This is a genomic window from Frigidibacter oleivorans (assembly GCF_003993775.1).
Lineage (GTDB): Bacteria > Pseudomonadota > Alphaproteobacteria > Rhodobacterales > Rhodobacteraceae > Frigidibacter > Frigidibacter oleivorans.
On the sequence record NZ_RJRZ01000011.1, the window covers coordinates 118,403 to 136,229 of the forward strand.

Consider the following 17,827-nt stretch of genomic DNA (forward strand, 5'->3'; position numbering starts at 1 on the left):
GCGGCTCAGTTCGTGTTCGCGGCAGCCGCGGCCGGTTCGGTCTTCGACACGACCGAGGCGATGGTGGCGCGCACGACGCGGACCTTCACGCCCTCGGCGATCTCGACCTCCAGCTCGCCATCCTCGCGGACCTTCGCCACCTTGCCGATGATGCCGCCCTGGGTCACGACCGTGTCGCCCCGGCGCAGCTGCTCGACCATGGCGCGATGGTCCTTCACCTTCTTCTGCTGCGGGCGGATCAACAGGAAATACATGATCCCGAAGATCAGGATCAGCGGCACGAACTGGGCGAAGGCACCAGCGGCGCCGCCCGCGCCACCGGCGGCCTGAGCGAAGGCGGGAGTTGCGAACATGCGGTCTTCCTCTCGTGGCCGGCTGCCGCGCGGCGGCGCGACCGGCTGTCATTGACATCTGTCCCCGCCCGGCCGGGCCGAAAGGCCGGGCCGGAAAGTCGGCCGGCACCCTATAGCCGCCCCCGGCCCTTGGCAAGCGGCGCCCCGGCGGCCGGAAGACGGCCTTGTGCGCGGCGGCGGCGACGGCCAGTCTGCCGCCGCGAGGCGGTGGCACGGGGGACAGATGGGGGGTCGATGCGGCGGCGCAAGGGCGGCGGGGCTGGCCCTGCTGACGATGCTGGGCGCGGTCGCCGCGGGGGCCGAGCCCGGGCCGCCGGATGCGCCGGCCGACATGCTGCCCGCCATCGGCCGGCTTGCCCCCGCCGATCCGCTGCCCGAGGGCGCGGCGATCTGCACCGGCACGCTGGTCGCGCCCGATCTGGTGCTGACCGCCGCCCATTGCATTCCCGGCTGGCCGGACGCGCCCCGCCCGCAGGCGCTGGTGTTCCGGGCCGGCGGCAGAACCGTCCGGGGCGCGGCGGCGCTGCCCGCGCATCCGCCCCGCGACCCGGTGACGGACCTGGCCTTCCTGCGGCTCGACCGCGCGCCCGGTCCCGCCCCGCTGCCCTTGGCTCCGCCGCCCGCCGCCGGCGACCTGCGCCTGCTGGCCTTCTCCCGCAGCGCGCCGGAGGTCCGCAGCGACCGGACCTGCCCGCTGATCGGGCGCGAGGGCGCGCTCCTGGCGGTCGGCTGCGCCGTCGTCTCGGGTCAATCCGGCGCGCCGCTGCTGGCCGATGGGGCGCTGGTGGCGGTGGTGGTGGCGGCGATGGGCGGGCAGGCGCTGGCGCGGGTGGCGCCGCCCCTGCCCTGAGCTGGCCCGAGCCGCCCAAATCCCCGTTTGATCCCCGCGCGCCGCTGGGGCATATCCGGGGCCGGACCAACCAGAGGGCCTAGCCATGCACGACATCCGCGCCATCCGCGACAATCCCGCCGCCTTCGACGCGGCGCTTTCGCGCCGGGGCCTTGCCGGCATGTCGTCGCAGGTGCTGGCGCTGGACGAGGCGCGCCGCGCCCGGATCCTCGCCGCCGAAACCGCGCAGGCCGCGCAGAACGCCGCCTCGAAAGAGGTGGGTGCGGCCAAGGCGCGCGGCGACGAGGCGGAGTTCGAGCGGCTGCGCGCGCTGGTGGCCGAGAAGAAGGCCGAGAACGCCGCCCTGACCGAGGCCGCGAAGGCCGATGACGCGGCGCTGCGCGAGCTGCTGATGACGATCCCGAACCTGCCCGCCGCCGATGTGCCCGACGGCGCCGACGAGACGGGCAATGTCGAGATCCGCCGCTGGGGCACGCCGCGCCGCTTCGACTTCGCCCCCCGCGAACATTACCAGCTGCCCGCCGTGCAGCAGGGCATGGATTTCGAGACGGCCGCGAAACTGTCGGGCAGCCGCTTCGTCGTGCTGTCGGGGGCCGTGGCCCGCGTCCACCGGGCGCTGGCGCAGTTCATGCTCGACACCCATGTCGGCGACCATGGCCTGACCGAGACCTGGACCCCGGTGCTGGTGAAGCCCGAGATGATGTTCGGCACCGGCCAGCTGCCGAAGTTCGGCGAGGACAGCTATGAAACCACCAACGGCTGGTGGCTTGTGCCCACCGCCGAGGTGACGCTGACCAATATCGTCAATGACGAGACGCTGGCCGAATCCGCCCTGCCGCGACGCTATGTCGCCCATACCCAGTGCTTCCGCTCCGAGGCGGGCAGTGCCGGGCGCGACACGGCCGGGATGCTGCGCCAGCACCAGTTCGAGAAGGTCGAGATGGTGTCGGTCACCCGCCCCGGGGAGTCGATGGCCGAACACGAGCGGATGACCCGCTGTGCCGAGGCCATCCTCGAAAAGCTGGGCCTGCCCTACCGCACCGTCGTGCTCTGCACCGGCGACATGGGCTTCGGCGCGATCAAGACCCATGACCTGGAGGTCTGGCTGCCGGGGCAGGATTGTTACCGCGAGATCTCCTCGGTGTCGAATTGCGGGGATTTCCAGGCCCGGCGGATGAATGCCCGTTGGAAGCCCGATACGGGCGGCAAGCCGGACTTCGTCCATACGCTCAACGGTTCCGGCCTCGCCGTCGGCCGCTGCCTGATCGCGGTGCTGGAAAACGGCCAGCAGGAGGACGGCTCCGTCCTGCTGCCCGAGGCGCTGCACCCCTGGCTGGGCGGCAAGACCCGGATCACCGCCGAGGGCGCGCTGGCCTGAGGATCGGCCGCCGCCCCCCGCACCTGATCGAAACATCCCGCAGGGGGTGCAGGGGGTGCGCTTCCCGCTTCGCCCCCCGCCATCGGCGACCGGCGAAAATATAGCCGCACCCGCCGCGAACCTTCCGCATCCCGCAGCGTTGGATGCGATGGAACATCGCGCGCCCGCCCTCCTGCTGCTGATCGCCAGCCTCGCCTTTGCGGCGGCGCCCTTCCTCGTGCCGTCCTTCTCGGGCTACGACCCGGCCGCCTTCCCGCATCCGATCGACGAGGTGCCGTTGCAGCCGGTGGGCTGGGCCTTCGCGATCTGGGGCGTGATCTATGCCTGGCTGGTGGTGCATGCGGGCTATGGCGCGGTGCACCGGCCCGAGGATCCGGCCTGGGCGCTGCCACGGGTGCCGCTGGGGTTCGCCCTGGTGCTGGGCGCCTTCTGGCTGCCCGCCGCGCAGACGGCGCCGCTGGCCGCCACGGCGATGATCTGGGCGATGGCGGCGCTGGCCACGCTGGCGCTGTGCCGCACGCGGGCGGCGCCGGACGGATGGCTGCTGCGCGCGCCCATCGCCCTTTTTGCGGGCTGGCTGACCGCCGCCACCGCGGTGGCCAGTGCCACGGTGCTGACCGGCTTCGGCCTGCTGCCACCGCTCGGTGCGGCGCTGCTGATGCTGGTGGCGGCGCTGGTGGCGGCGCTGCTGGTGCTGCGGCGCACCGGGTCCGCCGTCTATGCCGGGGGCGTTCTCTGGGCCCTGGCCGGGGTGGTGGTCGAGAACCTCGACCAGAACCTGCCGATGCTGGTGGCGACCCTGCTGGGCGGGGCGCTGCTGGCCGACCGGACGCAGCGGCGGGTCACCCCGGGCTGAGGCCGCCCCGAAACGCCACCCCGAAACGTCGCCCCCGGATGGCGCCGGTCAGTCCGTCCGCTTGCCCGTGCGCCCGGCCTCGACATGCTTGCGCAGCCGCGAGGGGGTGGATTTCTTCCGGTCCTTGTAGGGGTTCTTGTCGCCCTGCCCGCGAAAGATCAGCCGGATCGGCGTGCCCGGCATGTCGAAACTTTCCCGCAGCCCGTTGACCAGATAGCGGCTGTAGCTTTCCGGCAGGTCGTCGGGGCGCGAGCACATGACCACGAATTGCGGCGGCCGCGTCTTTACCTGCGTCATGTAGCGCAGCCGGATGCGGCGCCCGCCGGGCGCGGGCGGCGGATGCGCCTCGGTCATCGCCGACAGCCACTGGTTCAGCTTGGCGGTGGTGATCCGCCGGTTCCAGACGTCATGCGCCTTCAGGATCGCGGCATGCAGCCGGTCCAGCCCCTTGCCGGTCTTGGCGGACACGGTGACCAGCGGCGCGCCGCGCAGCTGCGGCAGCAGTCGTTCGAAGGATTCGCGCAGCTGGTTCAGCTTCTGCGGCTTGTCCTCTTCCAGATCCCACTTGTTCGCCGCCACCACGACGGCGCGGCCCTCGGTTTCCGCGAAATCGGCGATGCGCAGGTCCTGCTGCTCGAAGGGCACCTCGACATCCAGCAGCACCACCACCACCTCGGCGAAGCGCACGGCGCGCAGCCCGTCGGCGACCGACAGCTTTTCCAGCTTGTCCACCACCCGCGCCTTCTTGCGCATCCCGGCGGTGTCGAAAATCCGCATCGGCGTGCCCATGAACTCGGTCGAGACCGAGATGGCGTCGCGGGTGATCCCGGCCTCGGGCCCGGTCAGCAGCCGGTCCTCGCCGAGGATCTTGTTGATCAGCGTGGATTTCCCCGCATTGGGCCGGCCGATCACCGCCAGCTGCAGCGGCCGCGCGGCGGTGGGGGCATGGCTTTCGACCTCTTCGCCCTCGACCACCTCGACATCGGTGACCGGCGCCTCCTGCCAGCTTTCCGCGTCGAAGGCATCGGCCAGCGGGCGCAGCACGTCGTACAGGTCGTCCAGCCCCTCGCCATGTTCGGCGGAAATGCGGATCGGCTCGCCCAGGCCGAGCGCGAAGGCCTCGAGCGCGCCGGCATCGCCCGCACGCCCCTCGGCCTTGTTGGCGGCCAGGATCACATGGGCGTTCTTGCGGCGCAGGATGTCGGCGAAAACCTCGTCCGTGGGGGTGACGCCGACGCGGGCGTCGATCACGAACAGGCAGACATCGGCCTGTTCCACCGCCCGTTCGGTCAGCCGCCGCATCCGGCCCTGAAGGCTGTCGTCGGTGATCTCCTCCAGCCCGGCCGTGTCGATGACGGTAAAGCGCAGGTCCACCAGCCGCGCCGCGCCCTCGCGCAGGTCGCGGGTCACGCCGGGCTGGTCATCGACCAGCGCCAGCCGCTTGCCGACCAGCCGGTTGAACAGCGTGGACTTGCCCACATTGGGACGCCCGACGATGGCGAGGGTGAAGCTCATGACTGCTCCGTTCAGACAGAAGCCGCCCGCTTACACGGCTTTCGCGTCAACGGAAAGCGAGAAGCTGCCCGTTGCCCGACACGAGGTAGAGAACGCCGCCCGCCACCGCCATCGAGCTTGCCGCGCCGCCGGGGATGTCGGCCTCGGCCACCAGCGCGCCCGTCGCCGGGTCGAAGCTGCGCAGCACCCCGTCGGACGAGGCGATGCGCAGCCGCCCGCCCGCCAGCACCGGCCCGTATTGTACATGGATGTCGCGCCGCCGGCCGGCGCGGCGGGTCTTTTCGTAGAAGGGCAGGTCGATGGCCCAGACCCGCTGGCCGCTGGCCGCGTCGAGCCGGATCAGACGGTTTTCGTCCGAGACGAGGAAGACCGCGTTGCCAAAGGCCGCGACCGGCCCGCCATAGACGCCCTCCTCGGTCAGCCAGCGCCGGTCGCCCGACAGCGACACGGCGGCGACGCGGCCCGAGGACGATCCGGCGATGACGGTGTCCCCAGCGATGACCGGATCGCCGGTCACGTCGCGGATATTGGCGAAAGCGATGCCGAGCCGCCGGCCCGACAGCATGCTGACCCATTTGCGGCTGCCATCGGCGGCGGACAGGCCCAGCACCTCGCCGCTGACCATCGGGATCACGACCGTGTCGCCCGACACCGCGGGCGTCGCCGCCCCGAGAATGCCGGTGGGCGAGACCATGCCCTTGGTGTTCCACAACTCGCGCCCGTCCGCGGCACGGATCGCCCAGGCGGTGGAATCCCGTGCGGTGACGAAGACGGTGCCCCTCGCGACCGCGGGCGCGCCGCCGATCCCGGCGTCGAAGCGCTGCCGCCACAGGATGCCGCCCGACGCCGCGTCCAGCGCCAGAAGCTCGCCATAGCCGGTGGAGACGTACAGCCGGCCATCGGCATAGGCGAGCCCGCCGCCGGTGGCATCGCCCCCCTGCCGGCCGGCCACCGGGATGGCGCTGGTCTGCCACAGGGCCTGGCCGCCGGTGCTGGTGGCGGCGACGGTATTGGCGGCGTCCATGGTGAAGATGCGGCCGGCGGCCACCACCGGGTCGGCGGTCACGCGCAGCCGTCGTCCGTCGCCCCGGCCGATCTTCGTCGACCAGGCCAGCTGCGGCGCCGGCGACAGCGCGACATGGCCCAGCCGGTGGGTCGCGGCGCCGCCCATCTGCGGCCAGTCGCCGTTCACCACCGGCGCGGGCAGCGCCAGCGGGCCGGGGGCCACGAAGGTTTCGGGCGTCGGGGTGCCGGACAGCGCGTCCTCGGGGTCGAGCCGGACGCCCGGAAGGCGCGGTTCGTCGTTGCAGGCGGCCAGCATGGCCAACAGCAGCACGGCCAATGTGCCGCGCGCACCCGTCGCGAAAGGAAGCGTCACTGCCCCGGTCCTCCATCTGGCGGCCGGCCGCTCCGGGCCGGGCTGCGCCGTCGTTCTGCCGTCATCCTGCCGCCGCCCGCCCCCGCCCGGTCCCGGGCCGGGGCAGCGCGTACCGGATCAGGCGGCCTCCGGCTGCGCGCCGAGCGCCACCATCAACTGTGTCGCGCGCCGGCGCAAGCCTGCCGGCACCCCCTGTTCGTCCAGAAGCGCGCGCAGCCGCTCCACCGCCGCGTCCCGCTCGCCCGCGGCGACCAGATCCAGCGCCTGTTGTTCCAGCGCCAGCGGCCGGTAGGGCGCGCCGGGCTGGGCGAGCTGGTCCAGCGCCGCGCCGCGGTCGCTCGCGGCCATGTCGGGATCGGCGATCACCCGCTTGATCAGCGCCAGCTGACGCCAGGCCGGGGGCAGGTCCGCATCCGCGGCGATCGCGTCGAGCGCGGCCAGCGCCTCGGCCCGGCGGCCGGCTTCCAGTTGCGAGGCGGCCTCCAGCATGCCGCGGATGGCAGTGGCGCGGCCGTCCTCGGCCGGAAGGGCGGCCAGCGCCGCCGCCCGCGCCTCGGCGGTGTCGGCCTGCATCGCGGCCAGCAGCGCATCGCCGAAGGCGCGCGCCTCGGCGCGGTCGCGGGCGCGGCTCCATTCCGTCCAGGCGGCGCCGCCGACGATCAGCAGCACCAGCACCACGAAGGCCCAGCCCCAGCGGCGCAGGAAGGCGAACAGCCGGTCGCGGCGGACCTCGTCGGTCACCTCGTCGATGAAGCTGTCGCTGTTGCTCAAGGCCGTCTCCCACTTCCGTTGCGGCCCCTCTTACACGCGCGCGGCGGCGATTGCCAAGCCCGGCGCCGCGCGCGGTCGCGGTCACAGCGCGGCGAGCGCCGCCCGCACCGTTTCGGCCATCGGCGTGGTCGGGCGGCCGATCAGCCGCGACAGGCTGCGGTCGTCCGAGGCCAGCGCCCCCTCCGCGGCACGGGCGCTCCAGCTGGCGATGGCGGCGGCGAGCCAGGATTCGAGCCCGGCCTCCGCCAGGGCGGCGGCATAGCCCGCCTCGCCCAGATCGCGATAGGGAATGTCCCGGCCGGTCTGGCGCGACAGTTCGGCGGCGAGATCGGCCATCGTCCAGCCCTCGTCGCCCGCCAGTTCGTAGACCTTGCCCGCATGGTCCCCCGCCAGCAGCACCGCCACGGCGGCGGCGGCGTAGTCAGCGCGGGCCGCGGAATTGATCCGGCCCTCGCCGGCCGCCCCGATCACGGCGCCGGCCGCCAGGGACGCCCCCAGCGAGCCGGTATAGTTCTCGGTATACCAGCCGTTGCGCAGGATGGTGAAGGGCAGGCCCGAACGCGCCAGTTCCGCCTCGGTCTCCCGATGCTCTTCGGCCAGCGACAGGGGCGAGCTGTCGGCGCGCAGCAGGCTGGTATAGACGATATGGCCCACGCCCGCCGCCTTCGCCGCCGCGATCACCGCGGCATGCTGCGGGGTGCGCCGGCCGACCTCGCTCGACGAGATCAGCAGCAGCCGGTCGATTCCCGCCAGCGCCGGGGCCAGCGTGTCGGGCCGTTCATAGTCGAAGGCCCGCCAGGTCACGCCGCCCGGCTCCGTCACCGTCTCCGGCCGCCGGGCCAGCGCCACCGTCTGCGCGCCCTGCCCTGCCGCCCGCAGCCCTTCCAGCACCAGCCGTCCCAGCTGGCCCGTCGCACCCGTCACTCCGATCATCGCCATTCTCCTTGTCTTGCCGATGTGTCCGTCGTCGGGTCCGAGGTAGCGGGTTGACTTACTGAAAGTAAGTACGTACATTTTTGTTAGTTTGAATTTTCCGGTGCCGCCATGTCCTTTCCCGCCGATCTGCATGCCGATCCTTCGGCCCCCGTCACCGCGCTGGCCGCCCGGCTGGGACCCGAGATGCGGGGCGATGTCTTTGCTGCCGACTGCCCGTCGCGGCAGGTGCTGCGGCATCTGACCGGCCGCTGGGGCGCGATGGTGGTGGTGGCGCTGGCGGATGGCCCGCGGCGGTTCAGCGCCCTGCGCCGGCAGATCGCCGGGGTCAGCGAACGGATGCTGGCCCAGACCCTGCAGGAACTGGAGGCCGATGGCATCGTCGCCCGCCACGCGCTGCCGGTGGTGCCGCCGCATGTCGAATACGAACTGACCGCGCCGGGGCGCGAGGTGGTGCAGCGGCTGGCCGGGCTGGTGGACTGGATCGAGCTCAACCTGCCCCGGCTGCGGACGCCCCCGGCGCGGGACTGACCGCATCGAGGGCCACGCCGGCCGCGCCACTGGACCCGCCCGCCCCGATTTCCTATATGTTCTGTCAACAACAGGACGACCGTCAGGACCGCCGATGACCGCCGAGGCCACAGAACCGATGGAGGGCGCGCCCCTCATCCGCCCCTCCAGCACCGACCACCCGCTTTATGACAGCGTGGTCGAGGCCTGCCGCACGGTCTATGACCCCGAGATCCCGGTGAACATCTACGATCTGGGGCTGGTCTACACGATCGACATCTCGCCCGAGAACGAAGTCGACATCACCATGACCCTGACCGCCCCCGGCTGCCCCGTCGCGGGCGAGATGCCGGGCTGGGTGCAGGACGCGGTCGAGCCGCTGGACGGCATCAAGGGCGTGAACGTCCAGCTGACCTGGCAGCCGCAATGGGGCATGGACATGATGTCCGACGAGGCGCGGCTGGAACTGGGCTTCATGTGACCCCTCGCGTCAAGCCCCTTGCCTTGATCCGACCCATATCAAGCCTCGGGACTTGATTTCATCGAATCAAGCCGCTAGGCTTGAGGCATGCCCCGGCACATCGCCATCCTCACCGGCGACCTGATCGCCTCGACCGCCGCCCCCTCCGCGGCGCTGGCGGCGACGATGCAGCGGCTTGCCGAGGCGGCGGACGAGATCGCCCGCTGGGGCGGCGCAGCCTCCGCCGCAACCCGCTTCACCCGCTTTCGCGGCGACGGCTGGCAGATCTGCACCGCACCGGCGCAGAGCCTGCGCGCGGCGGTCTATCTTCATGCCTGCCTGCGCGCCCGGCGGGATCTGCTGGCCACCCGCATCGCCATCGGCCTCGGCCCCGTGGACACGCTCGGCAGCGCCGACCTGTCGGACGCGCGGGGCGCGGCGCTGGTCGCCTCGGGCCACGCGCTGGACGGAATGCGCCGCAGCCGGGTGCTGGCCATCGCCGGGCCGGGGATCGACGCGCGGGACCGGATCATCCTGCAGCTGATCGAGGATATCCTGCGGCGCTGGACCCGCCCGCAGGCCGAGGCAGCGGCGCTGATGCTGACGATCCCCGCGCCCACGCTGGACGAGGCCGGGCGCCGGCTCGGCATCACCCCGCAGGCGGTGAACGACCGGCTGACGAAGGGCGGGGTGCAGAGCCTGCGCGACGCCCTTGCGATGTGGGAAGAGGACCGCGAGGCGCAGCAGCCATGACCGCCACCTTCGCCGCGCTGCTCTTCGCCCATGTGCTGGCCGATTTCGTGATCCAGACCCGCTGGATGGTACTGAACAAGCATCGCCCCGCCGTCTTCGCGGCGCATGGCGCGGCGGTGCTGGCGACGGCGGCACTGGCCACGGGCAGCCTGCATCCGGCGCTGCTGGCGCTGGCGCTGGCGCATCTGGCCATCGATGCGGTGAAGACCTTCGCGCTGCCGCCCCGCCTGTCGCAGGGTCTGGCCGCGTTCCTGACCGATCAGGCCGCGCATCTGGCGACGCTGGCGCTGGTCGCGGCGCTGCTGCCGGGGCTGTTCGGGGCGGGCCTCTGGGGCAGGCTCGGCGGCGGGCTGCCGCATCTGCCGCCGCTGATGGCGCTGGCCGCGGGGCTGATCCTCGCCACCCGCGCGGGCGGCTTCGCCATCGGCATGCTGATGCAGCCCTGGGCCGCCGGCTTGATCCAGCGGCCCGACCATTCGCCCGGCCTGCTGAACGGCGGGCAGGTCATCGGCCATCTGGAACGGGGGATGATCTTCCTGCTGGTCCTGTCCGGCCAGGCGGGGGCCATCGGTTTCCTGATCGCGGCGAAATCGGTGCTGCGCTTCGGCACGGTGGGCGACGACCGGGCCGCCAGCGAATATGTGATCATCGGCACGCTGGCCTCCTTCGGCTGGGCCATCGCGGTCTCGGTCGGCACCGTCACCCTGATGGCCTCTCTGCCCCCGCTTGGTATTCCCGACCTTTCACCCTAGATTATGCGGGAGAGAAGGAGCTTTGCGATGTTCGGCATCCCCGGCAAACCGCCCGTGACAATCACCCCCGCCGCCGCGGCGCAGATCGCGCGGCTGATGGCGAAGGACGGCGCGCATGGCCTTCGCATCGGCGTCAAGAAGGGCGGCTGCGCGGGCATGGAATACACGATGGACCTCGCCGCCGCGCCCGACCCGATGGACGAGGTGGTGGAACAGGGCCCGGCGCGGGTGATGATCGCGCCGATGGCACAGATGTTCCTGTTCGGGACCGAGATCGACTATTCGACCTCGCTGCTCGAATCGGGGTTCCGCTTCAACAACCCCAACGTGGCCGAGGCCTGCGGCTGCGGCGAGTCGATCCGGTTCAAGGACGAACCCGCCGCCTGAGCCTGCCGCCCGCGATCCTGCCCTTTCCATCGGTCCGCCACGCCCGTAACCTGCCCCGACACCTCAGGATGGAGAGCGGGATGCGGCGCAAGCTGGCGGCAGGGAACTGGAAGATGAACGGGCTGGCGGCCGATCTGGCCGAGGCTCAGGCGCTGGCCGCCGATCATGGCGCGCCCGGCTGCGACATCCTGATCTGCCCCCCCGCCACGCTGCTGTCGCGGATGGCCGACACGCTGGGCCATGCGCCCATCGCACTTGGCGGGCAGGACTGCCATGCCGGCGCCGCGGGCGCGCATACCGGCGATGTCTCGGCGGCGATGCTGGCCGATGCCGGGGCGAGCCATGTGATCCTCGGCCATTCCGAGCGCCGCGCCGACCATGCCGAAACCGATGCCGCGGTGCGGGCCAAGGCGGCGGCGGCGCAGGCCGCGGGTCTGGTCGCGGTGATCTGCCTGGGCGAGACCGAGGCCGACCGCGATGCCGGCCGCACGCTGGAGGTGATCGACCGCCAGCTGGCGGGGTCGCTGCCCGGGGGCGCGACCGGCGCCAATACCGTCATCGCCTATGAACCGGTCTGGGCCATCGGGTCCGGCCGCACGCCGACGCCGGACCAGATCGCCGAGGTGCATGCCTTCCTGCGCGCCCGGCTGACCGACCTGATGGCGGCCGAGGGCGCGGCGGTGCGGCTGCTTTATGGCGGGTCGGTGAAGCCCGGCAATGCCGCCGAGATCTTCGCCCTGCCCGAGGTGGATGGCGCGCTGGTGGGCGGCGCCTCGCTGAAGGCCGCGGATTTCGGCGCGATCATCACCGCGCTGGAACAGGCCTGAGGGCGGGCGGCGACAGGGGGCCCGGCCGATGCTGACCCTGAGCCAGCCGCCCGGCGACCCCGCCTTCCTGCGCAGCCCCTGGGCCTTCTATGACCGGCTGCGCGCCGCCGGGTCCGTCGCGCTGTGGCAGGAATTCGGCCTGCCGGTCAGCGCCCGCGCCGCGACGGTGGGGGTGATCCTGCGCGACCGCCGGCTGGGGCGGGCGCCGCCCGCGGGGATGGCCCCGCCGGTCCCCGACCATCTGGCGGCCTTCCACGCGGTCGAGGATCACTCGATGCTGGAACTGGAACCGCCGGCCCATACCCGCATCCGGGGCCTGGTGAACCGCGCCTTCACCTCGGTCCGGGTGGCGGCGCTGGCACCCTTCATCGCCGATCGCGCCGCGGCGCTGGCGGCCGCGCTGCCCGAGGGCCCGGTCGACCTGCTGCCCGCCTTCGCCGAACGGCTGCCCATCGCCGTCATCGCCCGGCTGCTCGGCATCCCCGAGGCAGAGGGGCCGCAGCTTCTGCGCTGGTCGCATGCGATGGTGGGCATGTATCAGGCCCGCCGCGACCATGCGGTGGAACTGGCGGCAGACCGGGCGGCGGCGGACTTCGCGGCCTTCCTGCGCGACCTGCTGGCGCAGCGGCGGCGCGGCAGCGGGCAGGACGACCTGCTGTCGGCGCTGCTGGCCGCCACCGAGGACGGCGCCGAAGGCGCCGCGCGGCTGAGCGAGGCGGAAATCGTCTCGACCGTGATCCTGCTGCTGAACGCGGGGCACGAGGCGACGGCCCATGCCATCGGTCTGGCGGTGGCGCATCTGATCGACCGGCCCGACCGCGCCGCGCTGCTGGCGCCCGGTCAGGTGGCGGCGACGGTGGAAGAGCTGTTGCGCCTCGACCCGCCGCTGCACCTGTTCTGGCGATGGGTCCATGACGAGATCGAGATCGGCGGCCATCTCTTCCGCCGGGGCGACCGGGTGGGGGCGCTGCTCGCCGCTGCCAACCGCGATCCGCAGGCCTGGGACCGGCCGGCGCGGCTGGACCCGGGGCGGGTCGCCCGGCCCCATCACGCCTTCGGCGCGGGGCTGCATTTCTGCGTGGGCGCGCCGCTCGCCCGGCTGGAACTGCAGATCGCGTTGCCCGCGCTGTTCGCGGCACGACCCGGGCTGCGGCTGGCCGGGCGGCCGCAGCTGGCCGACCTCTATCCGTTCCGGGGCTATCGGCGGCTGATGGTGGCGGGCTAGCGGAACAGCCGCCGCATCCGGTCGTGATAGCCGCCCTCGCGGAAATGCCGCGCCACCCAGCGGTCGTCGGGGTCGAGCACCGCCGCCCGTTCCGGATTGCCGCGCCCGGACCGCGCCAGCCGGATCGCGGTGGTACGGAAATAGAGATGGTTGAACAGCCGCATGAATTCGGTGGCATGGACCTCGGCCACGGCGCGAAAGGCCGGGCCGCGCATCAGCACCATGTTCTCGTCGTTGGATTCCACCGAATTGGCCGAGAAGTTCGCCGAGCCGGTGAAGATCTGCGGGCTGTCGGTCATCAGGTCCAGCGCCATCAGCTTGGTATGGATGTAGAAGATATGCCCCTCGCGGCGGAAATGGTCCTCGGCGCGGAACCACTGGTCCAGCGCCGCGCCCTCCAGCCCCGCGGCGATGGTCTCGGCATTCAGCCTGGCCCCGGTGGCGATGCGGGTATCGGCATCGGCGGTCAGCAGGCGCCAGATCTCGGGGTCGCGCTCCGCCCGTTCCGACAGGATCAGCCGCAGATGATCGCCGGGCCGGGCAAAGACCTCGGCCAGATCGCGGGCGACGCCGAAGGCCGAGGTGAACATCACCGACCCGTGGGCCTGCGCCATCGCCGCGGCATACCAGTCCAGCATCCCCTTGGGCCGGGGCGAGAAGATCGGGATCATCGCATCTTCGGGCAGGGGCGCGGGCGGTTCGGGCGACAGTTCCGCCACCCGCCGCTTCATCGTTCGCGTGTCCAGATCGGCCGCCAGCAGGTCCCAATAGGCGGAAAAGGCGCGGGCCAGCGCCGGACTGCGGATCAGATGCGCGAGGTTCGACTGGCCGAGAAAGCCCGAGGGGGTGAAATTGGTCGATCCGGTCCAGACCGCCGCGGGATGGCCATCCTCCAGCAGGACGATGAACTTGTTATGGGTGATCGAGGAATAGCGCGACCGGCCCAGAACGGTGACATTCGCCGCGCCGTCCAGCCCGGCGGCGGCGATGGTGGCGGCATTGGCGGCCGAGGTGTGGCTGGGCACCAGCGTGCCGTCGCGGCGCCGGTCGCCGATGTCATGCACGATCTGCACCTTCGCCCCGCGCCCCGCCGCCGCGCGCAGCGCCCGGGCGATCGGGCCATAGGTGAACTCGTAGGCCGCCACCCGCAGCTCGTGCCGCGGCCCGGCCGTGCCGATGAAGCCGAGCGCCGCCTCCAGCAGCCCGCGCGACAGCCAGCGCACCTTGTCGTTCGTCGGGTCGTCCTGTTCCTCGGGGCTGGGGCCGACATTGCCGAACCGGTCGGCGAAGGCCTGCGACGGGATCGCGCCGCGATTGTAGAAGACCGCGTGATCCGCGTCCGCCGCCATGGTCGGCACCCGCAGCTCCAGCATCGGGCCGGGGCGCAGGTCGGAGGGCGTGCCATAGAGCGGCTGGATCACATGGTCCACCACCGTCCCCGGTTCGCGCGACCAGTCGCCCCACTGGAAATCCTGCACCGGATGGTCGCGGGTGGACCGGCGCTCGCCCGGCTGCGGGTCGGGCACGGTGTCGCGGAAGAACTTGAAGCCCCGCAGCCAGCGGACCTCGCCCGCCGGGTCGCGGCGGCCGAGCGCGAAGCCCAGAAGGCCCGCGCGCGCCGCTTCGGTCGCATCCATCCCGAACAGCACCCCGTGGGTGCCGGCGATGGCGCGGACGGAAATCCCGTCCTTCTCGGTCCGCATCGGCACCTCCTGCCGAAGGTGGGTCCCGTCTAGTTGCGCACCGTGACCGTGACCCGGTCGCCCTGCAGGTTCAGCACGGCGCGCCCGGCCCGCGTGGCGGTGAAGACGATGCCGCGCCCGGCGATCCGGCCGCCGCAGCGGCTGCTGGCCAGCTGGACCACGCCGCCGTTGGAGAAATAGCCCAGATCCGTCCGCGGCAGCCGCCGGGCGACGGCGTCCCAGTCCGGCGCCTGGTTGCGGGCGCAGTTGGGGCTGCCCGCGCCATAGACCATGATCGACTGCCCCACCCGCAGCGTCAGGTCGGACCGGTAGACATAGCTTTGCGCCAGCGCGGGCGCGGCAAGCAGGCAAAGGCAGGCGATGCTCAGGGCGGCCGCACGCAGCGCCGTCACGAAATGTCTCATGGCTGATGTCCTGTCGGAAATGTCGGTCGGGAATGGCGCAAGCCTAACCCGCACCCGCCCGACCGATCAACCCGTGTCAGGCCAGCAGCAGCGATACCCGGCGATTCTGCCGGCCCTTCTTCTCGATCCGGCCGAGGGCGACCCGCCCGATCTCGCCGGTTCGCGCGACATGGGTGCCGCCGCAGGGTTGCAGGTCCACCTGGTCCGCGCCCTGCCCGATCCGGACCAGCCGCACCCGCCCCTGCCCCACCGGCGGCATCACCGACAGGGTTTTGACGATGGACGGGTCCGCCAGCAGCTCGGCATCGGTGATCCAGTCCTCGGTCACCGGCAGGTCGCGGGCGACCAGCGCGTTCAGCGCCGCCTCGACCGCCGCCAGATCGTCCGGCGGGTCCGGCATGTCGAAATCGAGCCGCCCCTTTTCGGTGCCGATCTGGCCGCCGGTCACCGGCAGCGGGATCACCACCGACAGCAGGTGCAGCGCCGTATGCACCCGCATGTGCCGGTGCCGGCGGTCCCAGTCCAGCCGCTGCACCACCGCCGTCCCGGCCGCGGGCAGGGCCAGCGGCTCGGCGGGGACCAGCACGACCGCCCCGCCCTCGCCCTTCACCGCCGTGGCGATGGCGATGCCCCCGCCCGGCCAGTCCAGCCGGCCGCTGTCGCCGGGCTGGCCGCCGCCGGTCGGGTAGAAGATCGTCCGGTCCAGCACGATCCCGCCCTCGCCCGTCAGCCCCGTCACCACCGCCGGGGCGTGGCGCAGATAGGGGTCGGTGCGGAACAGCGGTTCGGTCATCGCGGCCTCAGCCCTCATAGACCTCGGGCAGGTCCAGGGGCGCGCGGTCCAGCCAGTCCGGCACCGGCAGGCCCTTGGACTTCAGGAAGTCGGGGTTGAACAGCTTGGACTGATAGCGGGTGCCATAGTCGCACAGGATGGTGACGATGGTATGGCCCGGCCCCATCTCGCGCGCCATGCGGATCGCGCCCGCGACGTTGATCCCGGACGAGCCGCCGAGGCAAAGGCCTTCCTCCGACAGCAGGTCGAAGACGATGGGCAGCGCCTCGGCATCCGGGATGCGATAGGCCATGTCCGGGGCGAAGCCGTCGAGATTGGCGGTGATCCGTCCCTGCCCGATCCCCTCGGTGATCGAGCTGCCCTCGGATTTCAGCACGCCCTCGGTGTAGAAGCTGTAGAGCGCCGCGCCCTCGGGATCGGCCAGCGCGATCTTCACCCCCTTCGGCTGCAGCGCGAGGCCGACGCCCGCCAGCGTCCCGCCCGAGCCGACCGCCGCGACGAAGCCGTCCACCCGGCCCTGCGTCTGTTCCCAAATCTCGGGTCCGGTCGAGTCCAGATGCGCCTGCCGGTTGGCGACATTGTCGAACTGGTTGGCCCAGATCGCGCCATTGGCCTCGGTCCGGGCCAGCGCCTCGGCCAGACGGCCGGAATAGCGGACATAGTTGTTGGGATTGGAATAGGGCGCCGCCGGCACCTGCACCAGCTCCGCCCCGGCGAGGCGGATCATGTCCTTCTTTTCCTGGCTCTGCGTTTCCGGGATCACGATCACGGTGCGGAAACCCATCGAGGCGCCGATCAGCGCCAGCCCGATGCCGGTATTGCCCGCCGTGCCCTCGACGATGGTGCCGCCGGGGCGCAGCTGGCCGCGGGCCACCGCATCGCGGATGATCCACAGCGCGGCGCGGTCCTTGACCGACTGGCCGGGATTCATGAACTCGGCCTTGCCGAGGATCTCGCAGCCGGTTTCCTCGCTGGCCCGCTTCAGCCGGATCAGCGGCGTGTGGCCCACGGCCGCGGCGAGATCGGGACAGATGCGCATGGGTTCCTCCGGTCTGTGCCTGCCAATTCCTAAGCGCGGGCGTGCCGGGTCTCAACCCCGCTTGTCGTCCCGCGCTCAGCCCGCGGCCTGAAGGCGGTCCGCCTCGCCCCGTGCCGCGGCGCGCAGTTCGGCCCGGCGGCGGTCCAGCCACAGGGCCAGAACGATCAGCGGCGCGAGGTCCACCTCGCCCGTGTCGATCAGCGTCATCAGCCGGTCGAAGGGCATCAGGTGGCCGCGGATGTCCTCGGTCTCGCCCTCGACGCCGCCGAGGCCTGCCGACCCGTCCGGCAGGTCGCAGATCGCCGCGAAGGCATAGAGGTATTCGGTCTTCGCCCCCGGCGAGGCATAGCAGGACGGCCCCGGCACCAGCGCGCGCGGCACCAGCCCCGCCTCTTCCTGCGTCTCGCGCATCGCCGCCTCTTCCGGCGTCTCGCCGCCATCGACGCGCCCCGCCACCGGCTCCAGCATCCAGGGCTGGCGGTCGCCGCGCACGAAGGGGCCCATGCGGAACTGCTCGATCACCAGCACCCGGTCGCGGACGGGGTCATAGGGCAGCACGATCACCGCATCGGCCGACACGAAGGTGGCGCGGGGCACCACCGGCGTCATCGTCCCGTCGAAGCGGCGCCAGGCGAGGTCGTGCTCCTCGACCGAGAAGAAGCGCGCATAGGGCTGGCGCGCGGCCCGCACCTCGATATCGCCGGGGGCGGCGGTGCGGCGCAGGGTGGCGGGCTTGCCGGCCTCGGCCCGCAGCCGGGCGCCCGCCCGGACCAGCATCTGCGGCCAGCGCGCCATCACCGCCGCCGGGTCCTGCACGGCACCGGCCCCGGCCAGCAGCGCCATCGCATCCGCGGCCGCCCCGGCCACGGTCGCGGCCCAACGAGGCGCCCAGTCCCCGGCCCGCCAGGGCTGTGCCGGACCCGCGCCCCGCCCGGCCACC

At 72.3% G+C, this 17,827-nt stretch carries 20 protein-coding genes; 10 read left to right on the forward strand and 10 right to left on the reverse strand.

Annotated features, from left to right (window positions below; all coding sequences use genetic code 11):
* Nucleotides 1-5: 5 nt before the first annotated feature.
* Entirely contained in the window at nucleotides 6-353 is a 348-nt protein-coding gene (yajC, locus tag EEY80_RS13990) for a preprotein translocase subunit YajC (RefSeq protein ID WP_126977377.1), read from the reverse strand.
* A gap of 223 nt (nucleotides 354-576) precedes the next feature.
* Here yajC and EEY80_RS13995 point away from each other — a divergent pair, with 223 nt between their 5' ends.
* From EEY80_RS13995 to EEY80_RS14005, 3 genes are all read left to right on the forward strand, one after another.
* On the forward strand, nucleotides 577-1,203 hold the full coding sequence (locus EEY80_RS13995) for a trypsin-like serine peptidase (RefSeq protein ID WP_126977379.1): 627 nt from the start codon (nucleotides 577-579) through the stop codon (nucleotides 1,201-1,203).
* An 85-nt stretch (nucleotides 1,204-1,288) separates the two neighbouring features.
* Nucleotides 1,289-2,581: a serine--tRNA ligase gene (gene serS / locus EEY80_RS14000; RefSeq protein WP_126977381.1), complete on the forward strand. Its 1,293-nt coding sequence runs from the start codon at nucleotides 1,289-1,291 to the stop codon at nucleotides 2,579-2,581.
* Nucleotides 2,582-2,729: 148 nt separating this feature from the next.
* Nucleotides 2,730-3,437, forward strand: coding sequence for a hypothetical protein (locus EEY80_RS14005; protein ID WP_126977383.1), 708 nt, complete (start codon nucleotides 2,730-2,732; stop codon nucleotides 3,435-3,437).
* Between the two features lie 48 nt (nucleotides 3,438-3,485).
* On the opposite strand, the gene der is transcribed toward EEY80_RS14005, so the two are convergent.
* From der to EEY80_RS14025, 4 genes are all read right to left on the reverse strand, one after another.
* Nucleotides 3,486-4,952 carry a ribosome biogenesis GTPase Der gene (gene der / locus EEY80_RS14010; RefSeq protein ID WP_126977385.1) on the reverse strand — a complete coding sequence of 489 codons (1,467 nt, stop codon included), beginning with the start codon at nucleotides 4,950-4,952 and terminating at the stop codon, nucleotides 3,486-3,488.
* A 46-nt stretch (nucleotides 4,953-4,998) separates the two neighbouring features.
* Nucleotides 4,999-6,330 (reverse strand): outer membrane protein assembly factor BamB family protein, encoded by a 1,332-nt coding sequence (locus EEY80_RS14015; protein ID WP_328590528.1) that lies wholly within the window; start codon nucleotides 6,328-6,330, stop codon nucleotides 4,999-5,001.
* Between the two features lie 117 nt (nucleotides 6,331-6,447).
* Nucleotides 6,448-7,101, reverse strand: a complete 654-nt coding sequence (locus EEY80_RS14020) for a hypothetical protein (protein ID WP_126977387.1) — start codon at nucleotides 7,099-7,101, stop codon at nucleotides 6,448-6,450.
* Nucleotides 7,102-7,182: 81 nt separating this feature from the next.
* Nucleotides 7,183-8,034: an NAD(P)H-binding protein gene (locus tag EEY80_RS14025; RefSeq protein WP_164738263.1), complete on the reverse strand. Its 852-nt coding sequence runs from the start codon at nucleotides 8,032-8,034 to the stop codon at nucleotides 7,183-7,185.
* A 111-nt stretch (nucleotides 8,035-8,145) separates the two neighbouring features.
* Between EEY80_RS14025 and EEY80_RS14030 the strand changes: the two genes are divergently transcribed.
* From EEY80_RS14030 to EEY80_RS14060, 7 genes are all read left to right on the forward strand, one after another.
* Entirely contained in the window at nucleotides 8,146-8,565 is a 420-nt protein-coding gene (locus EEY80_RS14030; RefSeq protein ID WP_126977391.1) for a winged helix-turn-helix transcriptional regulator, read from the forward strand.
* Between the two features lie 94 nt (nucleotides 8,566-8,659).
* Nucleotides 8,660-9,025: an SUF system Fe-S cluster assembly protein gene (locus EEY80_RS14035; RefSeq protein WP_126977393.1), complete on the forward strand. Its 366-nt coding sequence runs from the start codon at nucleotides 8,660-8,662 to the stop codon at nucleotides 9,023-9,025.
* An 87-nt stretch (nucleotides 9,026-9,112) separates the two neighbouring features.
* Nucleotides 9,113-9,757, forward strand: a complete 645-nt coding sequence (locus EEY80_RS14040) for a hypothetical protein (RefSeq protein WP_126977395.1) — start codon at nucleotides 9,113-9,115, stop codon at nucleotides 9,755-9,757.
* Nucleotides 9,754-10,509 (forward strand): DUF3307 domain-containing protein, encoded by a 756-nt coding sequence (locus EEY80_RS14045; RefSeq protein WP_126977397.1) that lies wholly within the window; start codon nucleotides 9,754-9,756, stop codon nucleotides 10,507-10,509. Before EEY80_RS14040 ends, EEY80_RS14045 begins: the two co-directional genes overlap by 4 nt.
* 27 nt (nucleotides 10,510-10,536) lie before the next feature.
* Nucleotides 10,537-10,896 (forward strand): HesB/IscA family protein, encoded by a 360-nt coding sequence (locus EEY80_RS14050; RefSeq protein ID WP_126977399.1) that lies wholly within the window; start codon nucleotides 10,537-10,539, stop codon nucleotides 10,894-10,896.
* Between the two features lie 80 nt (nucleotides 10,897-10,976).
* A complete protein-coding gene (gene tpiA / locus EEY80_RS14055) occupies nucleotides 10,977-11,723 on the forward strand; it encodes a triose-phosphate isomerase (protein WP_126977401.1) in 747 nt (248 codons plus the stop codon).
* A gap of 28 nt (nucleotides 11,724-11,751) precedes the next feature.
* The gene (locus EEY80_RS14060) at nucleotides 11,752-12,948 is read left to right on the forward strand and encodes a cytochrome P450 (RefSeq protein ID WP_126977403.1); all 1,197 of its coding nucleotides are present in this window, start codon (nucleotides 11,752-11,754) and stop codon (nucleotides 12,946-12,948) included.
* Here the strand turns inward: EEY80_RS14060 and EEY80_RS14065 are convergent.
* The 5 genes from EEY80_RS14065 to EEY80_RS14085 form a co-directional block, all read right to left on the reverse strand.
* On the reverse strand, nucleotides 12,945-14,651 hold the full coding sequence (locus tag EEY80_RS14065) for a phospholipase D-like domain-containing protein (RefSeq protein WP_126977405.1): 1,707 nt from the start codon (nucleotides 14,649-14,651) through the stop codon (nucleotides 12,945-12,947). The genes EEY80_RS14060 and EEY80_RS14065 overlap by 4 nt on opposite strands.
* Before the next feature lie 29 nt (nucleotides 14,652-14,680).
* On the reverse strand, nucleotides 14,681-15,055 hold the full coding sequence (locus EEY80_RS14070) for a hypothetical protein (RefSeq protein WP_126977407.1): 375 nt from the start codon (nucleotides 15,053-15,055) through the stop codon (nucleotides 14,681-14,683).
* Between the two features lie 76 nt (nucleotides 15,056-15,131).
* Complete coding sequence (locus EEY80_RS14075; protein WP_126977409.1) at nucleotides 15,132-15,848, reverse strand: alanyl-tRNA editing protein; 717 nt, start codon at nucleotides 15,846-15,848, stop codon at nucleotides 15,132-15,134.
* Between the two features lie 7 nt (nucleotides 15,849-15,855).
* On the reverse strand, nucleotides 15,856-16,887 hold the full coding sequence (locus EEY80_RS14080; RefSeq protein WP_126977411.1) for a cysteine synthase A: 1,032 nt from the start codon (nucleotides 16,885-16,887) through the stop codon (nucleotides 15,856-15,858).
* A 75-nt stretch (nucleotides 16,888-16,962) separates the two neighbouring features.
* On the reverse strand, nucleotides 16,963-17,827 hold an 865-nt coding region (locus tag EEY80_RS14085), incomplete at its 5' end, for an NUDIX domain-containing protein (RefSeq protein ID WP_126977413.1).